General features: G+C 65.7%; 13 protein-coding genes. 6 read left to right on the top strand and 7 right to left on the bottom strand.

Features of this window, described 5'->3' with window-relative positions; all coding sequences use genetic code 11:
- Positions 1-151: 151 nt before the first annotated feature.
- The 3 genes from hsdR to K9U40_RS01395 are packed head-to-tail and all read left to right on the top strand — an operon-like array spanning position 152 to position 6,038.
- Complete coding sequence (gene hsdR, locus K9U40_RS01385) at positions 152-3,058, top strand: type I restriction-modification system endonuclease (protein ID WP_414114716.1); 2,907 nt, start codon at positions 152-154, stop codon at positions 3,056-3,058.
- On the top strand, positions 3,058-4,563 hold the full coding sequence (locus K9U40_RS01390) for an N-6 DNA methylase (RefSeq protein WP_282888469.1): 1,506 nt from the start codon (positions 3,058-3,060) through the stop codon (positions 4,561-4,563). Before hsdR ends, K9U40_RS01390 begins: the two co-directional genes overlap by 1 nt.
- Positions 4,560-6,038, top strand: a complete 1,479-nt coding sequence (locus tag K9U40_RS01395; RefSeq protein ID WP_282888470.1) for a restriction endonuclease subunit S — start codon at positions 4,560-4,562, stop codon at positions 6,036-6,038. Before K9U40_RS01390 ends, K9U40_RS01395 begins: the two co-directional genes overlap by 4 nt.
- 166 nt (positions 6,039-6,204) lie before the next feature.
- On the opposite strand, the gene K9U40_RS01400 is transcribed toward K9U40_RS01395, so the two are convergent.
- The 3 genes from K9U40_RS01400 to K9U40_RS01410 are packed head-to-tail and all read right to left on the bottom strand — an operon-like array spanning position 6,205 to position 10,813.
- Positions 6,205-6,669, bottom strand: coding sequence for a hypothetical protein (locus K9U40_RS01400; RefSeq protein WP_282888471.1), 465 nt, complete (start codon positions 6,667-6,669; stop codon positions 6,205-6,207).
- Positions 6,666-9,776 carry an efflux RND transporter permease subunit gene (locus K9U40_RS01405; protein ID WP_282888472.1) on the bottom strand — a complete coding sequence of 1,037 codons (3,111 nt, stop codon included), beginning with the start codon at positions 9,774-9,776 and terminating at the stop codon, positions 6,666-6,668. The genes K9U40_RS01400 and K9U40_RS01405 overlap by 4 nt, the downstream gene beginning before the upstream one ends.
- On the bottom strand, positions 9,773-10,813 hold the full coding sequence (locus tag K9U40_RS01410; RefSeq protein WP_282888473.1) for an efflux RND transporter periplasmic adaptor subunit: 1,041 nt from the start codon (positions 10,811-10,813) through the stop codon (positions 9,773-9,775). The genes K9U40_RS01405 and K9U40_RS01410 overlap by 4 nt, the downstream gene beginning before the upstream one ends.
- Positions 10,814-10,991: 178 nt before the next feature.
- On the opposite strand from K9U40_RS01410, the gene K9U40_RS01415 reads away from it, so the two are divergent.
- From K9U40_RS01415 to K9U40_RS01425, 3 genes are all read left to right on the top strand, one after another.
- The gene (locus tag K9U40_RS01415; protein WP_282888474.1) at positions 10,992-11,621 is read left to right on the top strand and encodes a TetR/AcrR family transcriptional regulator; all 630 of its coding nucleotides are present in this window, start codon (positions 10,992-10,994) and stop codon (positions 11,619-11,621) included.
- Positions 11,622-11,865: 244 nt separating this feature from the next.
- Positions 11,866-12,429: a superoxide dismutase family protein gene (locus K9U40_RS01420; protein WP_282888475.1), complete on the top strand. Its 564-nt coding sequence runs from the start codon at positions 11,866-11,868 to the stop codon at positions 12,427-12,429.
- 164 nt (positions 12,430-12,593) lie between these two features.
- Positions 12,594-13,124, top strand: a complete 531-nt coding sequence (locus tag K9U40_RS01425; RefSeq protein ID WP_282888476.1) for a thioredoxin domain-containing protein — start codon at positions 12,594-12,596, stop codon at positions 13,122-13,124.
- Between the two features lie 44 nt (positions 13,125-13,168).
- Here K9U40_RS01425 and K9U40_RS01430 read toward each other — a convergent pair whose 3' ends face one another.
- The 4 genes from K9U40_RS01430 to K9U40_RS01445 are packed head-to-tail and all read right to left on the bottom strand — an operon-like array spanning position 13,169 to position 16,805.
- Complete coding sequence (locus K9U40_RS01430; protein WP_282888477.1) at positions 13,169-13,885, bottom strand: ABC transporter ATP-binding protein; 717 nt, start codon at positions 13,883-13,885, stop codon at positions 13,169-13,171.
- Positions 13,885-14,637, bottom strand: a complete 753-nt coding sequence (locus K9U40_RS01435) for an ABC transporter ATP-binding protein (RefSeq protein WP_282888478.1) — start codon at positions 14,635-14,637, stop codon at positions 13,885-13,887. The genes K9U40_RS01430 and K9U40_RS01435 overlap by 1 nt, the downstream gene beginning before the upstream one ends.
- Entirely contained in the window at positions 14,634-15,860 is a 1,227-nt protein-coding gene (locus tag K9U40_RS01440) for a branched-chain amino acid ABC transporter permease (RefSeq protein WP_282888479.1), read from the bottom strand. Before K9U40_RS01440 ends, K9U40_RS01435 begins: the two co-directional genes overlap by 4 nt.
- A gap of 3 nt (positions 15,861-15,863) precedes the next feature.
- On the bottom strand, positions 15,864-16,805 hold the full coding sequence (locus K9U40_RS01445) for a branched-chain amino acid ABC transporter permease (RefSeq protein ID WP_282888480.1): 942 nt from the start codon (positions 16,803-16,805) through the stop codon (positions 15,864-15,866).
- Positions 16,806-16,881 lie beyond the last annotated feature (76 nt).

Raw genomic sequence — 16,881 nt, forward strand, 5'->3', positions numbered from 1 at the left:
GCCCTCGGCGGCAGAACGCCGGAGGAGGTCCATACGGCCTGCGACAGCATCGACATGGCGGCGTAACGCACACCAGAACCAAGCTTAGCAAAGCCGCCAATCTGTCCGCCAAACCGGGACCACCTCAGAGATCGAGGCCCTGCGCCGCAAGGTGGCCGAGAGCGAGGATGCGGCCGCCGCCGCGCGGCGCGAGGCTGAAGAGCATGCCCGCGCTCGCGAGACACTGGATGAGCGGCTGAGGCGGGAAGCCGAGGAGCGGGCGGCCTGGGAGCAGCTTGCCCAGGAGACGGAGGCCCAGAAGACAGCGATCGCCGAGAAGCTGGCGAGCCTTCAGTCGCAGGCCGAGGCTGCTCCCCGTCAAGAAACGATGGAGCTTGTGGAGCGCGGCGAAGAGGCCGCTGCCCGGCTTGAACTGGACGAGGCAGAGACCCGCGCACTCATCGACCAGCAGCTTCGGGACAGGGGTTGGGAAGCCGACACCAGGACCTTGCGCCACAGCGCGGGCGTTCGGCCGGCAAAGAGCCGCAACATGGCCATCGCCGAATGGCCGACCGCAAACGGACGGGCGGACTATGCGCTGTTCGTCGGCACAACCCTCATGGGTGTCGTGGAGGCCAAGCGCCAGCGCAAGAGCGTCTCGGGGGCCATTGACCAATCCGAGCGCTATTCCATCGGCATCCGCGACGGCGACGATTTCGCTTATGCCGGCGGGCCGTGGGGCGACCATCGCGTGCCGTTCGTCTTCGCCGCCAACGGGCGTTCCTACCTGAAGCAGATCGAGACCGAGAGTGGCATCTGGTTTCGCGATACGCGCCGGGGAGCGAACCACCGCCGTGCCCTGGTGGACTGGCCCACGCCAGAGGGCCTGACGGGCCAACTGGAGGTGGATCAGGACGCGGCCGATGCGGCCCTCAAGGTGCAGCCCTTCGTCTTCGGCTTCCCGCTCCGCCATTATCAGGAGAGCGCCATCCGGGCCGTGGAGGAGGCGCTGACGAACGAGCGTCGCTCCATGCTGGTGGCCATGGCCACGGGCACCGGCAAGACCAAGCTCGCCATTGCCCTGCTCTACCGGCTGTTGTCCGCCAAGCGCTTCCGTCGCATCTGCTTCGTGGTGGATCGCTCCGCGCTCGGGCACCAGACCGAGGGCGAGTTCTCCACCACCAAGGTCGTCTCGGGTAAGACGTTCGCGGAAATCTTCGGGCTGAAGGGCCTCGACGACGTGACGCCCGACCTGGAGACGAAGGTCCACATCTGCACCATCCAGGGGCTGGTCAAGCGGGTGCTATATGCGGCCGATGGGTCCGAGGCGCCGCCCATCGACCAGTATGACCTCATGGTCATCGACGAATGCCACCGCGGCTATCTGCTCGACCGCGAGCTGTCCGACCCTGAACTCGGCTTCCGGGACGAAACCGACTACATCTCCAAATATCGCCGCGTGCTGGAATATTTCGACGCGGTGAAGATCGGCCTCACGGCCACCCCCGCCCTGCACACCACGGACATCTTCGGCGAGCCGATCTTCCGCTATTCCTACCGCGAGGCGGTCATCGACGGCTTCCTGATCGACCACGAGCCGCCGGTGCGGATCGAAACCGCCTTGGCGCGGGCCGGCATTGTCTTCGCGCGGGAGGAGCAGCTCGACCTCTTGAACACCCAGACCGGCGAGGTCGACACCGCCACCCTGCCGGACGAAATCCGCTTCGAGGTGGAGCAGTTCAACAAGCAGGTCATCACGCCGGAGTTCAACCGCGTGGTCGCCGAGGAACTGGCCCGCCACATCGACCCGGCGCTTGACGGCAAGACCCTGATCTTCGCCGCCACCGACGCCCATGCGGACATGGTGGTGAACGCCATCAAGACCGCCTTCGCCGCGGAATATGGCGAGATCGACGATGCCGCCGTGAAGAAGATCACCGGCAGCGTGGACAAGGTGCAGAACCTCATCCGCTCCTTCCGCAACGACGCCAATCCGAAGATTGCCGTCACGGTGGACCTGCTCACCACCGGCATCGACGTGCCGAAGATCGTGAACCTCGTTTTCCTGCGCCGGGTGAACAGCCGCATTCTCTATGATCAGATGATCGGCCGGGCGACCCGGCGCTGCGACGAGATCGGCAAGGAGGTGTTCCGCATCTTCGACGCGGTGGACCTCTACCCCCACCTTCAGAACCTCACGGACATGAAGCCCGTGGTGGTCAACCCGTCCATCAGCTTTGCCCAGCTCGTCTCGGAGATGATCGGCGCCACCGACGATGCCCAGCGCGAGGTGATCCGCGACCAGCTTGTCGTCAAGCTGCGCCGCCGGATGAAGCAGATGCCCGAGGAGGCGCGGCAGCGGTTCGAGGCGGTGGCGGGCGAGACGCCGGAGGCCATGTTGCAGCGGCTCCGGTCGGGCGAGGCGCCAGCCCTCGCCGCGTGGCTCAAGGAGCGCTCAGCCATCGGGCCGATCCTCGACTGGCAGACGGACGGGGGGACCCCACAGCTCATTCCCATCTCGCCCCATGCCGACGAGATCGTCGCCGTCACCCGCGGTTACGGCACGGCCGCGCGGCCGGAGGACTTCCTCGACAGCTTCACCGCCTTCGTGCGCGACAACATGAACACGATCGCCGCGCTGAAGCTGGTGGTGCAGCGCCCCCGTGACCTCACCCGCGCCGACCTCAAGGAATTGCGGCTCACCCTCGATCGCAAGGGCTATTCGGAAGCGAACCTGCGCCGCGCCTGGGCCGATGCCAAGAATGAGGAGATCGCCGCCTCCATCATCGGCTTCGTCCGACAGGCCGCCATCGGCGATCCGCTGGTGCCCTACACCACCCGCGTGAAGGCCGCCATGCGCATCATCCTGGCGAGCCGCGCCTGGACGGAGCCGCAGAAGACGTGGTTGAAGCGCATCGGCGAGCAGATCGAGAGGGAAGTCGTGGTGGATCGCGAGGCCATCGACACCGGCCAGTTCTCGTCCCATGGCGGGTTCAGCCGGCTGAACAAGGTGTTCGGCGGAGAGCTTGAGAGCATCCTCGCCGGGATCAACGAAGAGATGTGGAAGAGAAGCGCCTGATGACCACCTCGTCCACCCCCACTGCCAATATCGTGGCCAAGCTCTGGGGCCTCTGCCACGTGCTTCGCGACGATGGCGTCACGTACAATGAGTATGTCACCGAGCTGACCTACCTCCTGTTCCTCAAGATGCTGGAGGAGACCGGTCACGAGGAGCGCCTGCCGGAAGGCTGGCGCTGGGGCCTTCTTGCGAAGAAGGAGGGCATGGAGCAGCTCGACTATTACAAGGCGATGCTGCTCGCCCTCGGCAAGGCTCCGGACAAGCTGGTTGGCGCCATCTTCACCGATGCCCAGACCAAGCTGCGCAAGCCCACGAACCTGAAGGCACTCACCTCCAGCATCGACCTGCTGGATTGGTTCTCCGCCCGCGAGGAGGGGCTCGGCACCCTCTATGAGGGGCTGCTGGAAAAGAACGCGGCCGACAAGAAATCCGGCGCCGGGCAATATTTCACGCCACGCCCCCTCATCGATTGCATCGTGCGGCTCATGAAGCCCCAGCCGGGGGAGATCGTGCAGGACCCGGCGGCCGGGACGGCCGGTTTTCTCGTCGCTGCCGATCGCTACATCAAGGACCGCACGGACGATCTTTTCGAGCTGACCGAGGCGCAAGGCTTCTTCCAGCGCAACAACGCCTTCGTGGGGGCCGAACTGGTGCCGGACACCCACCGCCTGTGCCTCATGAACCTGCTTCTGCATGGCATCGAGGGCGGGGTGGAGAACATGGACACCCTCTCGCCCGACGGCGAGGGGCTACCGAAAGCCCACCTCATCCTCACCAATCCGCCTTTCGGCACCAAGAAGGGCGGCGGGCGGCCCACGCGCACCGACTTTTCCGTGACGGCGGAGACCTCCAACAAGCAATTGGCCTTCGTGGAGCACATCGTGCGCGGCCTCATCCCCGGCGGACGCGCCGCCGTGGTGGTGCCGGACAATGTGCTGTTCGAGGACAATACCGGCCGGCGTCTGCGCACATGGCTCATGGAGCTGTGCAACCTGCACACCATCCTGCGGCTGCCCACCGGCATCTTCTACGCGCAGGGGGTGAAGACCAACGTGCTGTTCTTCCGGCGCGGCAAGAGCGACAAGGCCAACACCAAGGCGGTGTGGGTCTATGACATGCGGGCCAACATGCCCGCCTTCGGCAAGACCCGCCCCCTCACCATCGCCGATTTCGCCGCCTTCGAGGCCGCCTATGGGGATGATCCCAACGGCGGCGCGAAGCGGACGGACGAAGGTGAGGCAGGGAGCGCCGCAGGCGCGACAAGAAGCGAAAACGAAGTCCGCTGGCGCTGCTTCTCCCGCGCCGCCATCGCCGGGCGCAACGACAATCTCGACATCTCCTGGCTGCGCGATACCGAGGCCGAGGCCGAGGAAACCCTGACCGAGCCGGAAGACATCGCCGCCGCCCTCATCGGGCATCTCAAGGCCGCACTGGAGGAGATCGAGGCGCTGGCGGAAGAGCTGGAGCCGGAGGAGGCCGCCACCGTGGCGGAGGCGGCGGAATGAGCGGGCTGCCGAAGGGGTGGGTGGAGGCGCCGCTTTCACAAGTGACAACTAAAATCGGCAGCGGCGCTACGCCGAAGGGCGGCCACACCGCCTACGCCACCTCGGGGACACCACTGATCCGATCGCAGAACGTCCATTTCAGTGGATTCACCGATGTCGGTCTCGCCTATCTGGACGACGCGCAGGCGCGAAATCTGGACAGCGTGACCGTCCGACACGGCGATGTGCTTTTGAACATCACCGGAGCTTCGATTGGACGCGTCACGCTTGCCCCGGAGCGGATGGACGGCGCCCGCGTCAATCAGCACGTGTCGATCATCCGACCAGCGGAGGGAATGAACTCTGCCTTCATTGCCGGGTTTCTTGCCTCCCCATCCATGCAGCAACTCATCATTGCAGAGAACTACGGCGTGACCCGTCAGGCTCTCACGAAAGGAATGATTGAGGCAATCAAACTGCCAGTTCCGCCTCTCCCCGAACAGCGGCGGATTGTGGCGAAGATCGACAGCCTGACGACCAAGTCCAGACGCGCCCGCGATCACCTCGACCACATCCCCCGCCTCGTCGAGAAGTACAAACAGGCCATCCTCGCCGCCGCCTTCCGGGGGGATTTGACGCGGGAGTGGCGAGCGCGAAAGAGCGCCGATGATGTGTCCCCTGCCGCCCTTGAGGAGCTTAGAAAAGAAGCTTGGGGGACGTTCTCCGCCTCATCTCGCTACAGCGTGGCTGACGGCATTGACTGGCGGCCGGATATTGACTTGCCGCCCGGTTGGGTATGGGCGTCTGTCGATCAACTGTCGCACCTGATCCAGTACGGTAGCTCAGCGAAAACCAATGACGATGAAACCGGTGTCGCTGTGCTGCGGATGGGAAATCTGCAAGGCGGCAGCCTCGACTTAAATTCTCTGAAATATCTGCCGCAGGATCATCACGAATTTCCCACCTTGCTATTGCAGAGGGGCGATGTGCTGTTCAACCGGACGAACAGCGCAGAACTCGTCGGTAAGACCGCTGTTTACGACGAGGAGCCAGCTCGGGCGTCGTTTGCTTCTTATCTCATTCGCATCAAGACCTGCGGATTTGTACCCCGTCTCCTGAGCGCCTACATCAATTCACATTACGGTAGGGAATGGGTCGCGTCAGTCGTCAACCAACAGGTTGGACAGGCGAACGTCAACGGCACCAAGCTGCGGCAGCTCGGCGTTCCCGTAATGCCTCTTGCCGAGCAAGCGGAACTGCTACACCGCATCGAAACCGCCTTCGCCTGGATCGACCGCCTCGCCGCCGAGGCCACCAGCGCCCGCAAGCTCATCGACCGGCTGGATCAGGCCGTGCTCGCCAAGGCCTTCCGCGGCGAACTGGTGCCGCAGGACCCCTCAGACGAGCCGGCGGGCATGCTGCTGGAGCGCATCCGGGCCGAGCGCGGCGCGGCGCCAAAGCCCCGGCGCGGGCGGCGGCCGGCGGCGGAGGCATGAGATGCCGATCCCCGGCTATCGGACCCTCATGCCGCGCTGATGTGCAACTCGCCGATCTGTTCTCGGGCCGCGATCTTCCCCCCGGCGAAGACGAGGTGTTGGACGGCCTCCTTGCCGGCAATACGGATGAGCGGCTCCGCTTCATCCGCTGGAAGACGCCCTCGGATCACCTCATGGTCCGACGCACGCTGTCCAAATCTGCCCTGCAGAGCAGGCTGAATTGCACAAGTGGATCGGGGTCGAGGTTCTTGGACAAGGCCTCCGTCGCGAGCTGTCGAAGTTCGATGCTTGGTTTCAAGGAAATATCGACGATCGCGCGGAGCACCGCCTCCGCGGTGTCGACAACCTTGGGCGGAGCAAAGAACCTCATTCGGGTGATCAGTCCGATCAGGTGCTGCTCGTCTCCACTTAGCGTGAGCTCATCAATCGTATAAGCGCGTACAAGCAGCTGCGTTGCGTGCATCACGAAATCTGCATAGACGATCTCACGCTTCGTTATTTCTGCGGCAATGCGCTGAAGACGATCTTGGCCGTGGTGCGTGTAGATGGCGGCGATCAGCGAGGCGCCGCCGCCGACAAGCGCTCCCAGCAATGCGGAAAGCGGGCTCAGGAATTCTGTGCTGATGCTCATGCCCTCTCCAGGACGTCTTGTTGTGCAGAATCCATTTTGCGGTCCTGAAGCGCCTCGGCGCGCGCCGGCGGCTCGGGCTCCCTGATGCGGAACCAGATCACATAGAGCGCCGGAAGAAATACGAGGGTCAGGAGCGTTGCCACTGCAAGACCGCCCATGATCGCGTAGGCCATCGGCCCCCAGAAGATTGTCGGCGCGATCGGGATCATGCCGAGGATCGCGGCGGCCGCGGTGAGCAGGATCGGTCGGAACCGGTGGGTGGTGGCCTCGACGACGGCGTCCCACGGATGCCGGCCGTGATCCCTTTCCCTCTCGATCTGATCAATGAGGATCACCGAGTTCCGGACGATCATGCCGCTGAGGGCGAGCACCCCGAGGAGCGCCACGAAGCCCAGGGGCTTGTCCGAGGCGAGGAGGGCTGCGACGACCCCAATGAGGCCGAGCGGGGCGACGCTGACCACCAGAAACAGGCGGTTGAAGCTCTGGAGCTGGAGCATCAGCACAGTGAGCGCCAGGATGAGCATCAAGGGCATGACGGCGGCGACCGACATTTGCGCCTTGTCACTCTCCTCCACCGTTCCACCGACATCGACATGGTAGCCGCTCGGCAGGCTGGCATTCAGGGCCGTGAACTTCGGCGCCAAGGCCTGCACAACCGCTGCGGCCTGGGTGTCGGCCACCACATCGGCCTGGACCGTCACCGTGGGCTGGCGGTCCCGCCGCCAGACGATGGGATATTCCTGACCATATTCGACGGAGGCAATCTGACTTAACGGAATGGTCCGCCCGTTCGGCAGCGGCACCTGAAGCATGCGGATCGTCGACAGCGACATGCGCTGCTCGGCGGCGCCCCGGATAACCACATCGACGAGATGGATGCCGCTGCGCAGCTGCGTTGCCGTGATGCCGGACACGACCGCGTGCACCGACTGGGCCAGATCCTGCGAGCTCAGGCCCAAAAGGCGCGCCTGATCCTGATCGACCTGGATCCTGACCGTGCGTGCCGGCTCGATCCAGTTGTAGTTGACGTTCTGGGCGCCAGGATCGGACCCGATGATCTGAGCGACCTTGAAGGCGATCGCCCGCACCTCTCCGGGCTCAGGTCCGCTCACCCGGTACTGGAGTGGCCATCCCACCGGAGGTCCGAGCTCGAGCGGGTAGACCCGCCCGACGACATTCGGGAACTCGCTCGCCAGCGCGTGCTCCAGCTTCGCCTTGACCCGCTCGCGCTGCTCCAGCCCCTTGGTGACGATCACGTGCTGGGCAAAAAAATCATTGGGGAGCTGGACGTTGAGGGGCAGATAGAAGCGCACGGCGCCCTGCCCGACATAGGTGCTCCAGTGCTCCACGTCCTGGTCGCCTTCGAGCAGCCTGTCCAGCCGCGCCGAGACCTCCCGGGCCGCGGAGATCGACGCGTTGTCGGGCAGCTGCAGGTCCACCAGCAGTTCGGGCCGGTCGGAGGGCGGGAAGAATTGCTGCGGAACGAAGCGCATGCCGTAGAGCGCGGCCCCGAACAGGCCGAGCGTGACGAGGACCGTGGCCCAGCGTGCCCGCATCGCCAGCAGGAGAAGGCGGCGGAACCTGCGCAGGATCGGGCCCGGCTCCTCGGAGTGCGCCGTTCTCGGCTTCTTGAGAATCCAGACGCCGAGCAGGGGCGCGAAGAGCACCGCGACGATCCAGGAGGCGATCAGCGCGATCGCGACCACGGCGAAGATCGAGAAGGTGTACTCGCCTGCGGCGCTGTGCGCGAAGCCGATGGGGACAAACCCCGCGACGGTGACCAGCGTGCCCGTGAGCATGGGCACGGCGGTCGAGGTGAAGGCAAAGGACGCGGCCCGCTGCTTGTCGTCGCCGCGCTCCAGCCGGGTGACCATCGTCTCCACGGTGATCATGGCATCATCGACCAGCAAGCCGAGCGCGATGATGAGGGCGCCCAGCGAGATGCGCTGCAGGTCGATCCCGAAGAACTCCATTGCGACGAACACCGCGGCAAGGACGAGCGGGATCGCGATGGCCACCACGGCACCCGCGCGCATGCCAAGGCTGAGCAGGCTGACCGCAAGCACAATGGCGACGGCCTCCCAAAGCGCCTCCATGAATTCATCGACGGCATGCTCGACGGTCACGGGCTGGTCTGCGATGAACGTCGGCTCGACCCCCATGGGCAGCGCCGAGTTGATTTTCGTCATGGCCTGGGCGACGTTATGGCCGAGAGCGAGGACGTCGCCGCCCTTGCGCATGGCGATAGCAAGACCGATGCCGTCGCGCCCCTTGACGCGGAATATTGGCTGCGCAGGATCGGCAGGACCGCGTGTGACGCGCCCGATGTCACCAAGGCGTATCATCCTGTCATTGGCGACGAAGTTGACGGCCAAGATGTCCTGCTCGGACTGAAACGCACCCGAGACGCGCACGAGGATCTTCTCGTCCCCGGTCTGCACCACGCCCGCGGGAATGACCGCGTTTTGGGCCAGCAGGGCGGCGACCAGCGAGGTGCGGTTGAGTCCGAGCCCCGCCAGCTTCTCTGTCGAGAACTCCACATAGACCCGTTCGTCCTGGGCGCCGAGGACGTCGATCTTCGAGATATCTTGCAGTTGGAGGAGCTGTTTGCGGATGTCTTCGACGCGGTCCCTCAACTCGCGATGGGTGAATCCGTCCGCGGTGAAGCCGTAGACGATGCCGTAGGTATCGCCGAACTCGTCGTTGAAGCCGGGACCGACGATTCCCTGGGGCAAGGTGTTGCGGATGTCCCCTACCTTCTTGCGCACCTGGTACCAGATGTCGGCGACCCTTTCTGGCGACGTCGAATCCTTCAGGTTGACGAAGATCGTCGTCTGGCCCGCCGTCGTGTAGCTCTTCAGGTGATCCAGGTTGGGCGTCTCCTGAAGCTTGCGCTCAAGACGGTCCGTGATCTGCTCGATCGTGTCGCCGACGGTGGCGCCCGGCCATCCAGCCTGCACGACCATCGTCTTGACGGAAAAATCCGGATCCTCGCTGCGTCCGAGCCGGAGATAGGAGCTGATGCCCGCGACGATAATGACGAGCATGAAATAGGTCACAACGGAACGATGACCGAGAGCCCATTCAGAAAGGTTGAAGCGCTTCATGAGGCAGCTCCCGACAGGCGGACCTTCTGGCCGGGGCGCAAGGCGTGCACGCCAGCGGTGACGACGAGTTCGCCGGTTTCCAGTCCCCCTGAGATCACAACCATCGCCTGATCGTAGCGCAGCACGTCCACCCTGCGCAGGGACACGGTCTGGCTCTGCGGATCGACCACCCAAACCGCCGGTCCCGCGTTCGCCTCGGTCAGCGCGCTCGCCGGCACCTCGATCCCCGGAGGTGGGGCCAGCCGGATTTTTCCGGTCACGGTCGACCCCAGATGCATGGCCTCCGGCGGATCCATGATCTCGACCTTCACCTGGAAGGTCCGGGTGACGGAATCCGCCTGAGGCGCCACTTCGCGGACCCGCCCGGTGGCTCTCACCTTCGGGTCGTCGGTAAGCGCGATCTCGACGGGCACGTCGCGCGGGCTCGTCCTTATGATCTGCTCGGAGACGTCGAAGACGGCGTCGCGCCCGCCTTGGCGCGCGACCTCCACGACCATTTGGCCGGCGCGGATAACTTCGCCCGGTTCGGCGCCGACCGCGGTAACCGCGCCCGCGCCATCGGCGGACAAGACCGTATAGCTCAGCTGATCCTGAGCGGTGTGCAGCTGTGCCTGAGCGGACTCCACCTGGGCCTCGGCGGACCGCAGGCTCTGCACTGCTTCATCAAATCTTGCGCGTGTGGCCCAGCCGCCCTTCGAGAGCTGCTCCTGGCGCTGGTAAGTCAGGCGAGCCTGGGTCAGCACCGCCTGAGCCGACGCAAGGTTTGCTTGCGCCGTGCGCAACGCATTCTGCTGGTTATTGGCGTCGAGCCGGGCGACGACTTGGCCTGGCGAAACCACATCGCCCACACGAATAGACCGTTCGATCATGCGCCCATCGAGGCGGAACGCCAGGCTGACCTGGTCCTTGGCACGAACTTGGCCCGTCAGCGAGACGGTCTCGCCTTCCGCGCTGCCCCCGACGGCGAGCGTCCGGACAGGGCGGGCTTGGGTATTGGGTGAGGCCGCCTCGTCGCAGCCCATGACGGTCGCCGCCATCAAGATGGCCCCTATTATCCGAAACTTGAGCATTGGCATCGTCTTCCGCTGGGAGCCGTAGTGCGCTGCCTCGCAAGGGAAAAAGGACGAAGGTCCGATTTCCCCGATCCGGCCCTTGGATTGCATTGCACTGTGCAATATAATTATATGCACTTATCAGTGCAATAGGGGAATTTGGATGAACGCTCGCAACGTGTCGAAGGAGGCGCTACAGAAAGCCCGGCGCGGCGGATCGCGGGACGCCATAGTCGAGGCCGCCGAGCGCCTGTTCCTGGAGCGAGGCTTCGGCGCGGTGAGTATGGACGAGCTCGCCGAGGCGGCGGGCGTGGCGCGGCGCACCCTCTACAATCAGTTTTCGAGCAAGGAAGAGATCTTTCGAGAGATGCTCCGACGGGTGTCGCATCAGCTCGAGGACACGTTTCCGCCCGGCATCGAAACCCGAGGCGACGTCGAGGACTTCCTGCGCCTGATCGCGCGGATGATCCTGGAGCTCCACAAGCACCGGGGATATCTCGGATTCTTGCGCATGGTGGTGGCCGACTCGCGCCAGTTTCCCTGGATCGCCGCGGAATTCGCAACCGTCATGGACCCTCAAACGGAGCGGCTCACGCGGTATCTCGCCCATCTGACGGCCATGGGCATCCTGGCTTGTCCCAATCCCATGCTGGCGGCCCACCAATTCATGGGCATGCTCAACGAGTTGTCGCTCTGGCCCTGGATGATGGGTCGTGAAAGCCTGCCCATCTCGACCGATGAGGCGGTCGAAGAGACCATCCGCATGTTCCTGCAGCGTTACAGGCATCCATGATTGGCCGACCAGCACCCCAGCGACTGGCTGGGCTACGGCTCCAGCGCAGCTTCACCCGCGCCGTCCGCCGCTGGACCTCCGCCCCGCCCACCACCTGCGCAAGGGCAAGGAAGGCGGCTGACGCCAAGCCGCGGGACCCGACGGCGCCCCCGACGCCGAGACCCGGCTCCGGCACCGGTGCTATAAGCGGGGGCGGTTCGAGATAATGCGCGCCAAGCGCGCCACCGGACAAGGAGGGCACCCCATGCGTTCGAAACACTGGCTCCTCGCAGCTTCGGCCCTGATCGCGGCCACTCCCGTCGCTATGGCCCAGGCCCAAACCCAGGCCCCGGCGGCGCCCGCCGCAGCCCCGGCACCCACCGTCGTGAAGGCCGACATCATCGGCAATAGCGGCAAGTCCATCGGCACCGTCACCGCCACCGGGACCGACCGCGTCACCATCGTGCGCCTTGTCCTTCAGCCCGGCGCGACGACGCCCGGCTGGCACGGCATCCACTTCCACGCCGTCGCCGACTGCTCGGACACCGAGAAGTTCCTGGCGTCCAAGGCCCATGTGAACCATGGCGGCAAGGCCCATGGCCTGCTCAACCCCAACGGGCCGGATGAAGGCGACCTGCCCAACATCTTCGCCGTCGCCGATGGGTCGGTGTCGGCCGAGGTGACGAGCCCGGTGGGCCTCACCGGCGCCCGCGGCCTGCTGACCCCGGCGGGCTTCGCCCTGGTGATCCATGCCAGCCCCGACGACCACACCACCCAGCCCATCGGCGGCGCCGGCGCGCGCATCGCCTGCGCCGCGTTCAAGCCCTGAGGCGCGGGGACCACGCTCTAAACTCAAGAAAGAGAACACGTTGTCCGACCGGCTTGTGATGCAAGCAGATCGGGCAACGCGTTCTCTAGAGGCGCGATTTTGCGGTCCCGTTCTTGCAGCCGGCTCGTCATGGCGTTTCACACGAGACAAAACGAGTTGCAGCCATGACAAACCCGACGCTCGCCCAGGCCCCGGCCGGACTGACCATCGCATGCCCCGCTTGCGACGCCCCGACCACACTCGCGCCCGACCAGGAGGCCCAGACCGCCCGCTGCGGCGCGTGCGGGGGCGCGCTCTTCACCGGGCGGCCCATGACGCTGACGGCCGCGCGTTTCGACGCCCACACGGCGCCGGGCGGCCTGCCCCTCGTGATCGACTTCTGGGCGGCATGGTGCGGGCCGTGCAAGAGCATGGCCCCGGTGTTCGAGGCACTCGCCGCCGAGTTCGAGCCCCATGTGCGCTTCGCCAAGGTGGACACCGACGCCGAGCGCGCGCTGGCGGACTATTTCCGCATCTCGTCCATTCCCACCCTCAGCTTCATCCATGACCACCGCGAGGTGGCGCGCGTTGCCGGCGCCATGTTCGCAGGCGACATGCGCCGCTGGCTCTACGATGCCCTGTCGCGCGCCCAGGAGGCGCACGCAAAGGACGGCGCCGCACCGGAACCCGCGGGCGAGGACCGGGAGACGCCGTGAGGCGCGGTCCCTGAAGCACAGGTCCTGGGGCCACGGCCGGGCGGTCAGACCGCCAGCCATTCCTCCATCAGCCGCGCATTCGAGGTGAGCGCCTGCGGCGCGCCCTCGAACACGATGCGGCCATGGCCCATGACGCACACCCGGTGCGACACCTTGAGGGCGATGGTCAGTTTCTGCTCCACCAGCAGCACGGACACCCCGCGCCGGTTGATGTCGGCGATGGCCTCCCCCACCACGGTCACGATCTTCGGCGCCAGCCCCTCCGTGGGCTCGTCGATGAGGATCACCAGCGGGTTGCCGAGCAGCGAGCGGCACATGGTGAGCATCTGCTGCTCGCCGCCCGAGAGGCTGCCGGCGCGGGTGTTGCGGCGCTCCTTGAGGCGCGGGAAATAATCGAACATCTGCTCGACGGTCCAGCGCGCGGCGCCCTCCGCGCCCTTCTGCTCGCCCATCCGCAAATTCTCGTCCACGGTGAGGTTGAGGAAGACCTCGCGCTCCTCCGGCACATAGGCGATGCCGGCGCGGCAGATATTGAAAGCGCGGGCGCCGGTGAGGTCCTTCCCGCGCAGCACGATGTGTCCGCCGGTGGGCGGCACCAGGCCCATGATGGCCTTCAGCGTCGTGGACCGGCCGGAGCCGTTGCGGCCCAGAAGGCTCACCACCTCCCCCTGCCCCACCTGGAAGGTGACGCCGTGCAGGATGTGGCTCTTGCCGTAATGGGCGTGGAGGCCGTCGACGGTGAGAAGGGGCGTGTCGCGCATCAGCTGGCCTCCTCGCCGAGATAGGCTTCGCGCACGGCCAGGTTGCCGCGGATCTCGGCCGGCGTTCCGGTGGCGATGATCTGCCCGTAGACCAGAACGCTGATGCGGTCGGAGAGGGAGAACACCACGTCCATGTCGTGCTCCACGATGAGGAGCGTGCGCCCCTTCGTGATCTCGCGGATGAGGCCCACCGTGTATTCCGTCTCCTCGTGGGACATGCCCGCCATGGGCTCGTCCAAAAGGATCACCTTGGGATCGCTCGCCAGCGTCATGCCGATCTCCAGCGAGCGCTGCTCGGAATAGGACAGTTCGCTGGCCAGCGCATTTGCCCGCTTCTCCAGCCGCACCTGGGCAAGGAGTTCCTCCACCAGATGCGTCACCGCCCTGAGGCGCGAGGCCCGGCGCCAGAACACGAATTCAAGGCCGAAGCGCCGCATCACCGCCAGCCTCAGATTCTCGAACACCGAGAGGCCGGGGAAGATGTTGGTGATCTGGAAGGAGCGGGCGAGCCCCTGCCGGTTCACCAGATGGGGCGGCATGCCGCCGATGGGCAGGCCCTCCAGCAGGATCTCGCCCGCCGTGGGCATGAACTGGCCGGAGATGAGGTGGAACAAGGTGGACTTGCCCGCCCCGTTCGGCCCGATCACCGCGTGGCGCTCCCCCGGCACCACGTCGAGCTCGATGCCGCGGATGATCTCGATGGGACCGAAGGACTTGCGGACCCCGTGGAGGGACAGGACGGGCGTGCTCATGAAGCGCCTCCACGCTCAGGATCCAGGCGACGCGACGCGAAGGAGAGGAGGCCGAGGCCCACCGCCATCACGCCCAGGGGCAGCCCCCAGGTGACGACCGAGAATGGCAGCCATTCGCGCCCGAACAGGGCGACCGGCGGCCAGGTGGCGCCGACCACCATGGAGCGATAGTCGGTGGAGAAGAAGCGCTGCGCCAGCTCCACCGCGCAGACGAAGCCGACGACGCTCAGCGCCAGCGCCACCGCGAACAGCAGCCCCGCCGAAAGCCGCTCCCAGCCGAGACCGAAGCGTCCCTCGCGGACCCGCCTGGCGATTTCGCCCACGAGGCCGTCGGGCAGGAACATCATCACCAGCACGAACAGCACGCCCTGATAGAGCAGCCAGGAGCGGGTGAGGTCCGACACCGCATAGCCGAAGAAGGACATGAGCGCCGCGCCGATGGCCGGGCCTAAGAACACCTTCACGCCGCCGATATAGCTGTTCAGCACCACCGAGGCGGAGAGCTGCATGTCGAGGACAACATAGTTCGCCGCCTCGATGTTGAGCGCCTGCAGCGCCCCCGCCACGCCCGAGAACATGGCCGACACCGCGAACACCAGCACGCTGAGCTTGTGAACGTTGTAGCCGAGGAAGCGCAGCCGGTGGGTGTTCTCGCGCAGGCCGAGGGTGAGCCGGCCCACCGGCGTCAGGGTGTAGAGATAAAGCAGCACGAGGCAGAGCAGCACCCAGAAGAGGGTGAGGTAATAGACCTCCACGTTGCTGCCGAAGGTGAAGCCCCAGGCCGGCATGCGCATGGCGGAGACACCCGCCTCGCCGCCGAACACCTCCTTCAGGTGCGGGGCCAAAGCGTGCAGCAGCTCGGCCAGAGCCAGCGTGATCATGGAGAAGTAGACGCCGGTGCGCTTGGTGGCGAACCAGCCGGCGGCGATGCCGCTCATGAGGCCCATGAAGCCGCCCACCAGCGGCAGCAGCGGTGTGGGCAGGAGGCCGGCGCCGTTGAAGGCGTTCATGGCGTGGATGGTGGCGAAGGCGCCGATGCCGAAATAGGCCGAATGGCCGAAGGAGAGCATCCCCGCCTGCCCGCACAAAAGGCTGAAGGCGGAGGCGAACAGGGCGGCGATCAGCATCTGGATCGACGCATTGACGAGGCCTGCGGAGAGGAAGGCCGGGGCGGCGACCAGCGCCATGACGGCAAGGGCGAGGAGGATGACCTTGATGCGCATGGCTTAGCTCTTGTCGCCGAACAGGCCCGAGGGACGCACCAGCAGCACCAGCAGCATCAGCGCGAAGGGAATGGTGGCGGCAAGGCTCGACACCTGGAGCGTCAGCGGGCCGCCCACCGCGCGCGCCCAGTCGCCGAGGCCGATGACGCCGAGCAGGTCGGCAAAGCTCGCGTCGATGCCCACCGCCAGCGAGGTGACCACGCCGATGAGCAGCGAGGCGACCATGGCGCCTTCCAGCGAGCCAAGGCCGCCGATCACCACCACCACGAACACCAGCACACCCAGTTCCAGCGCCATGTTGGGATTGGTGGTGTAGAACGCCCCCGCCAGCGCGCCGGCAAGGCCCGCGAGCGCCGCGCCCACCCCGAACACGCCCATGAAGACGAGGGGCACGTTGTGGCCCAGCGCCTCGGCCATGCGCGGCCGGAAGATGGCCGAGCGCACCACGATGCCCACCCGCGTGGTGGTGAGCAGCGCATAAATGACGCCGAACATGGCGAGCGCCACCGCGCCCATGATGAGGCGGTAGACCGGATAATCGGTGCCGCCGATGCGGAAGGCGGAGAAGCTGAGGGCGGCGGGAAGGCGGTAGTCCACCGGGAAGTTGCCGAAGAACAGCTTGACCAGCTCGGCGATGATGAAGGACAGGCCGAAGGTGAGCAGCAGTTCGTGGGCATGGCCGAAGCGATGCACCCGGCGCAGGAAATAGCGCTCCACCACCACCCCCACCGCGCCGACGATGAGGGGGGAGACGATGACCGCCAGCGCGAAGCCGAGCACGCCCGCCAGCGCATAGGCAATATAGGCGCCCAGCATGTAGAACGAGGCGTGCGCGAAATTGAGGACGCCCATCATGCCGAAGATGAGGGTCAGTCCCGCCGACACCATGAACAGCAGCAATCCGTAGATCGTGCCGTTCAGGATCGCCACCAGCAGGTGTTCCATCAGATTGTCCCCTCGCTTCGCCCGCCGTCATCCCCCCGGCACGCCGGGAAACTTCTCTTTGCCCTGGCGCGCGACC

This window comes from Xanthobacter autotrophicus (assembly GCF_030015065.1).
Taxonomy (GTDB): Bacteria; Pseudomonadota; Alphaproteobacteria; order Rhizobiales; family Xanthobacteraceae; genus Xanthobacter; species Xanthobacter autotrophicus_D.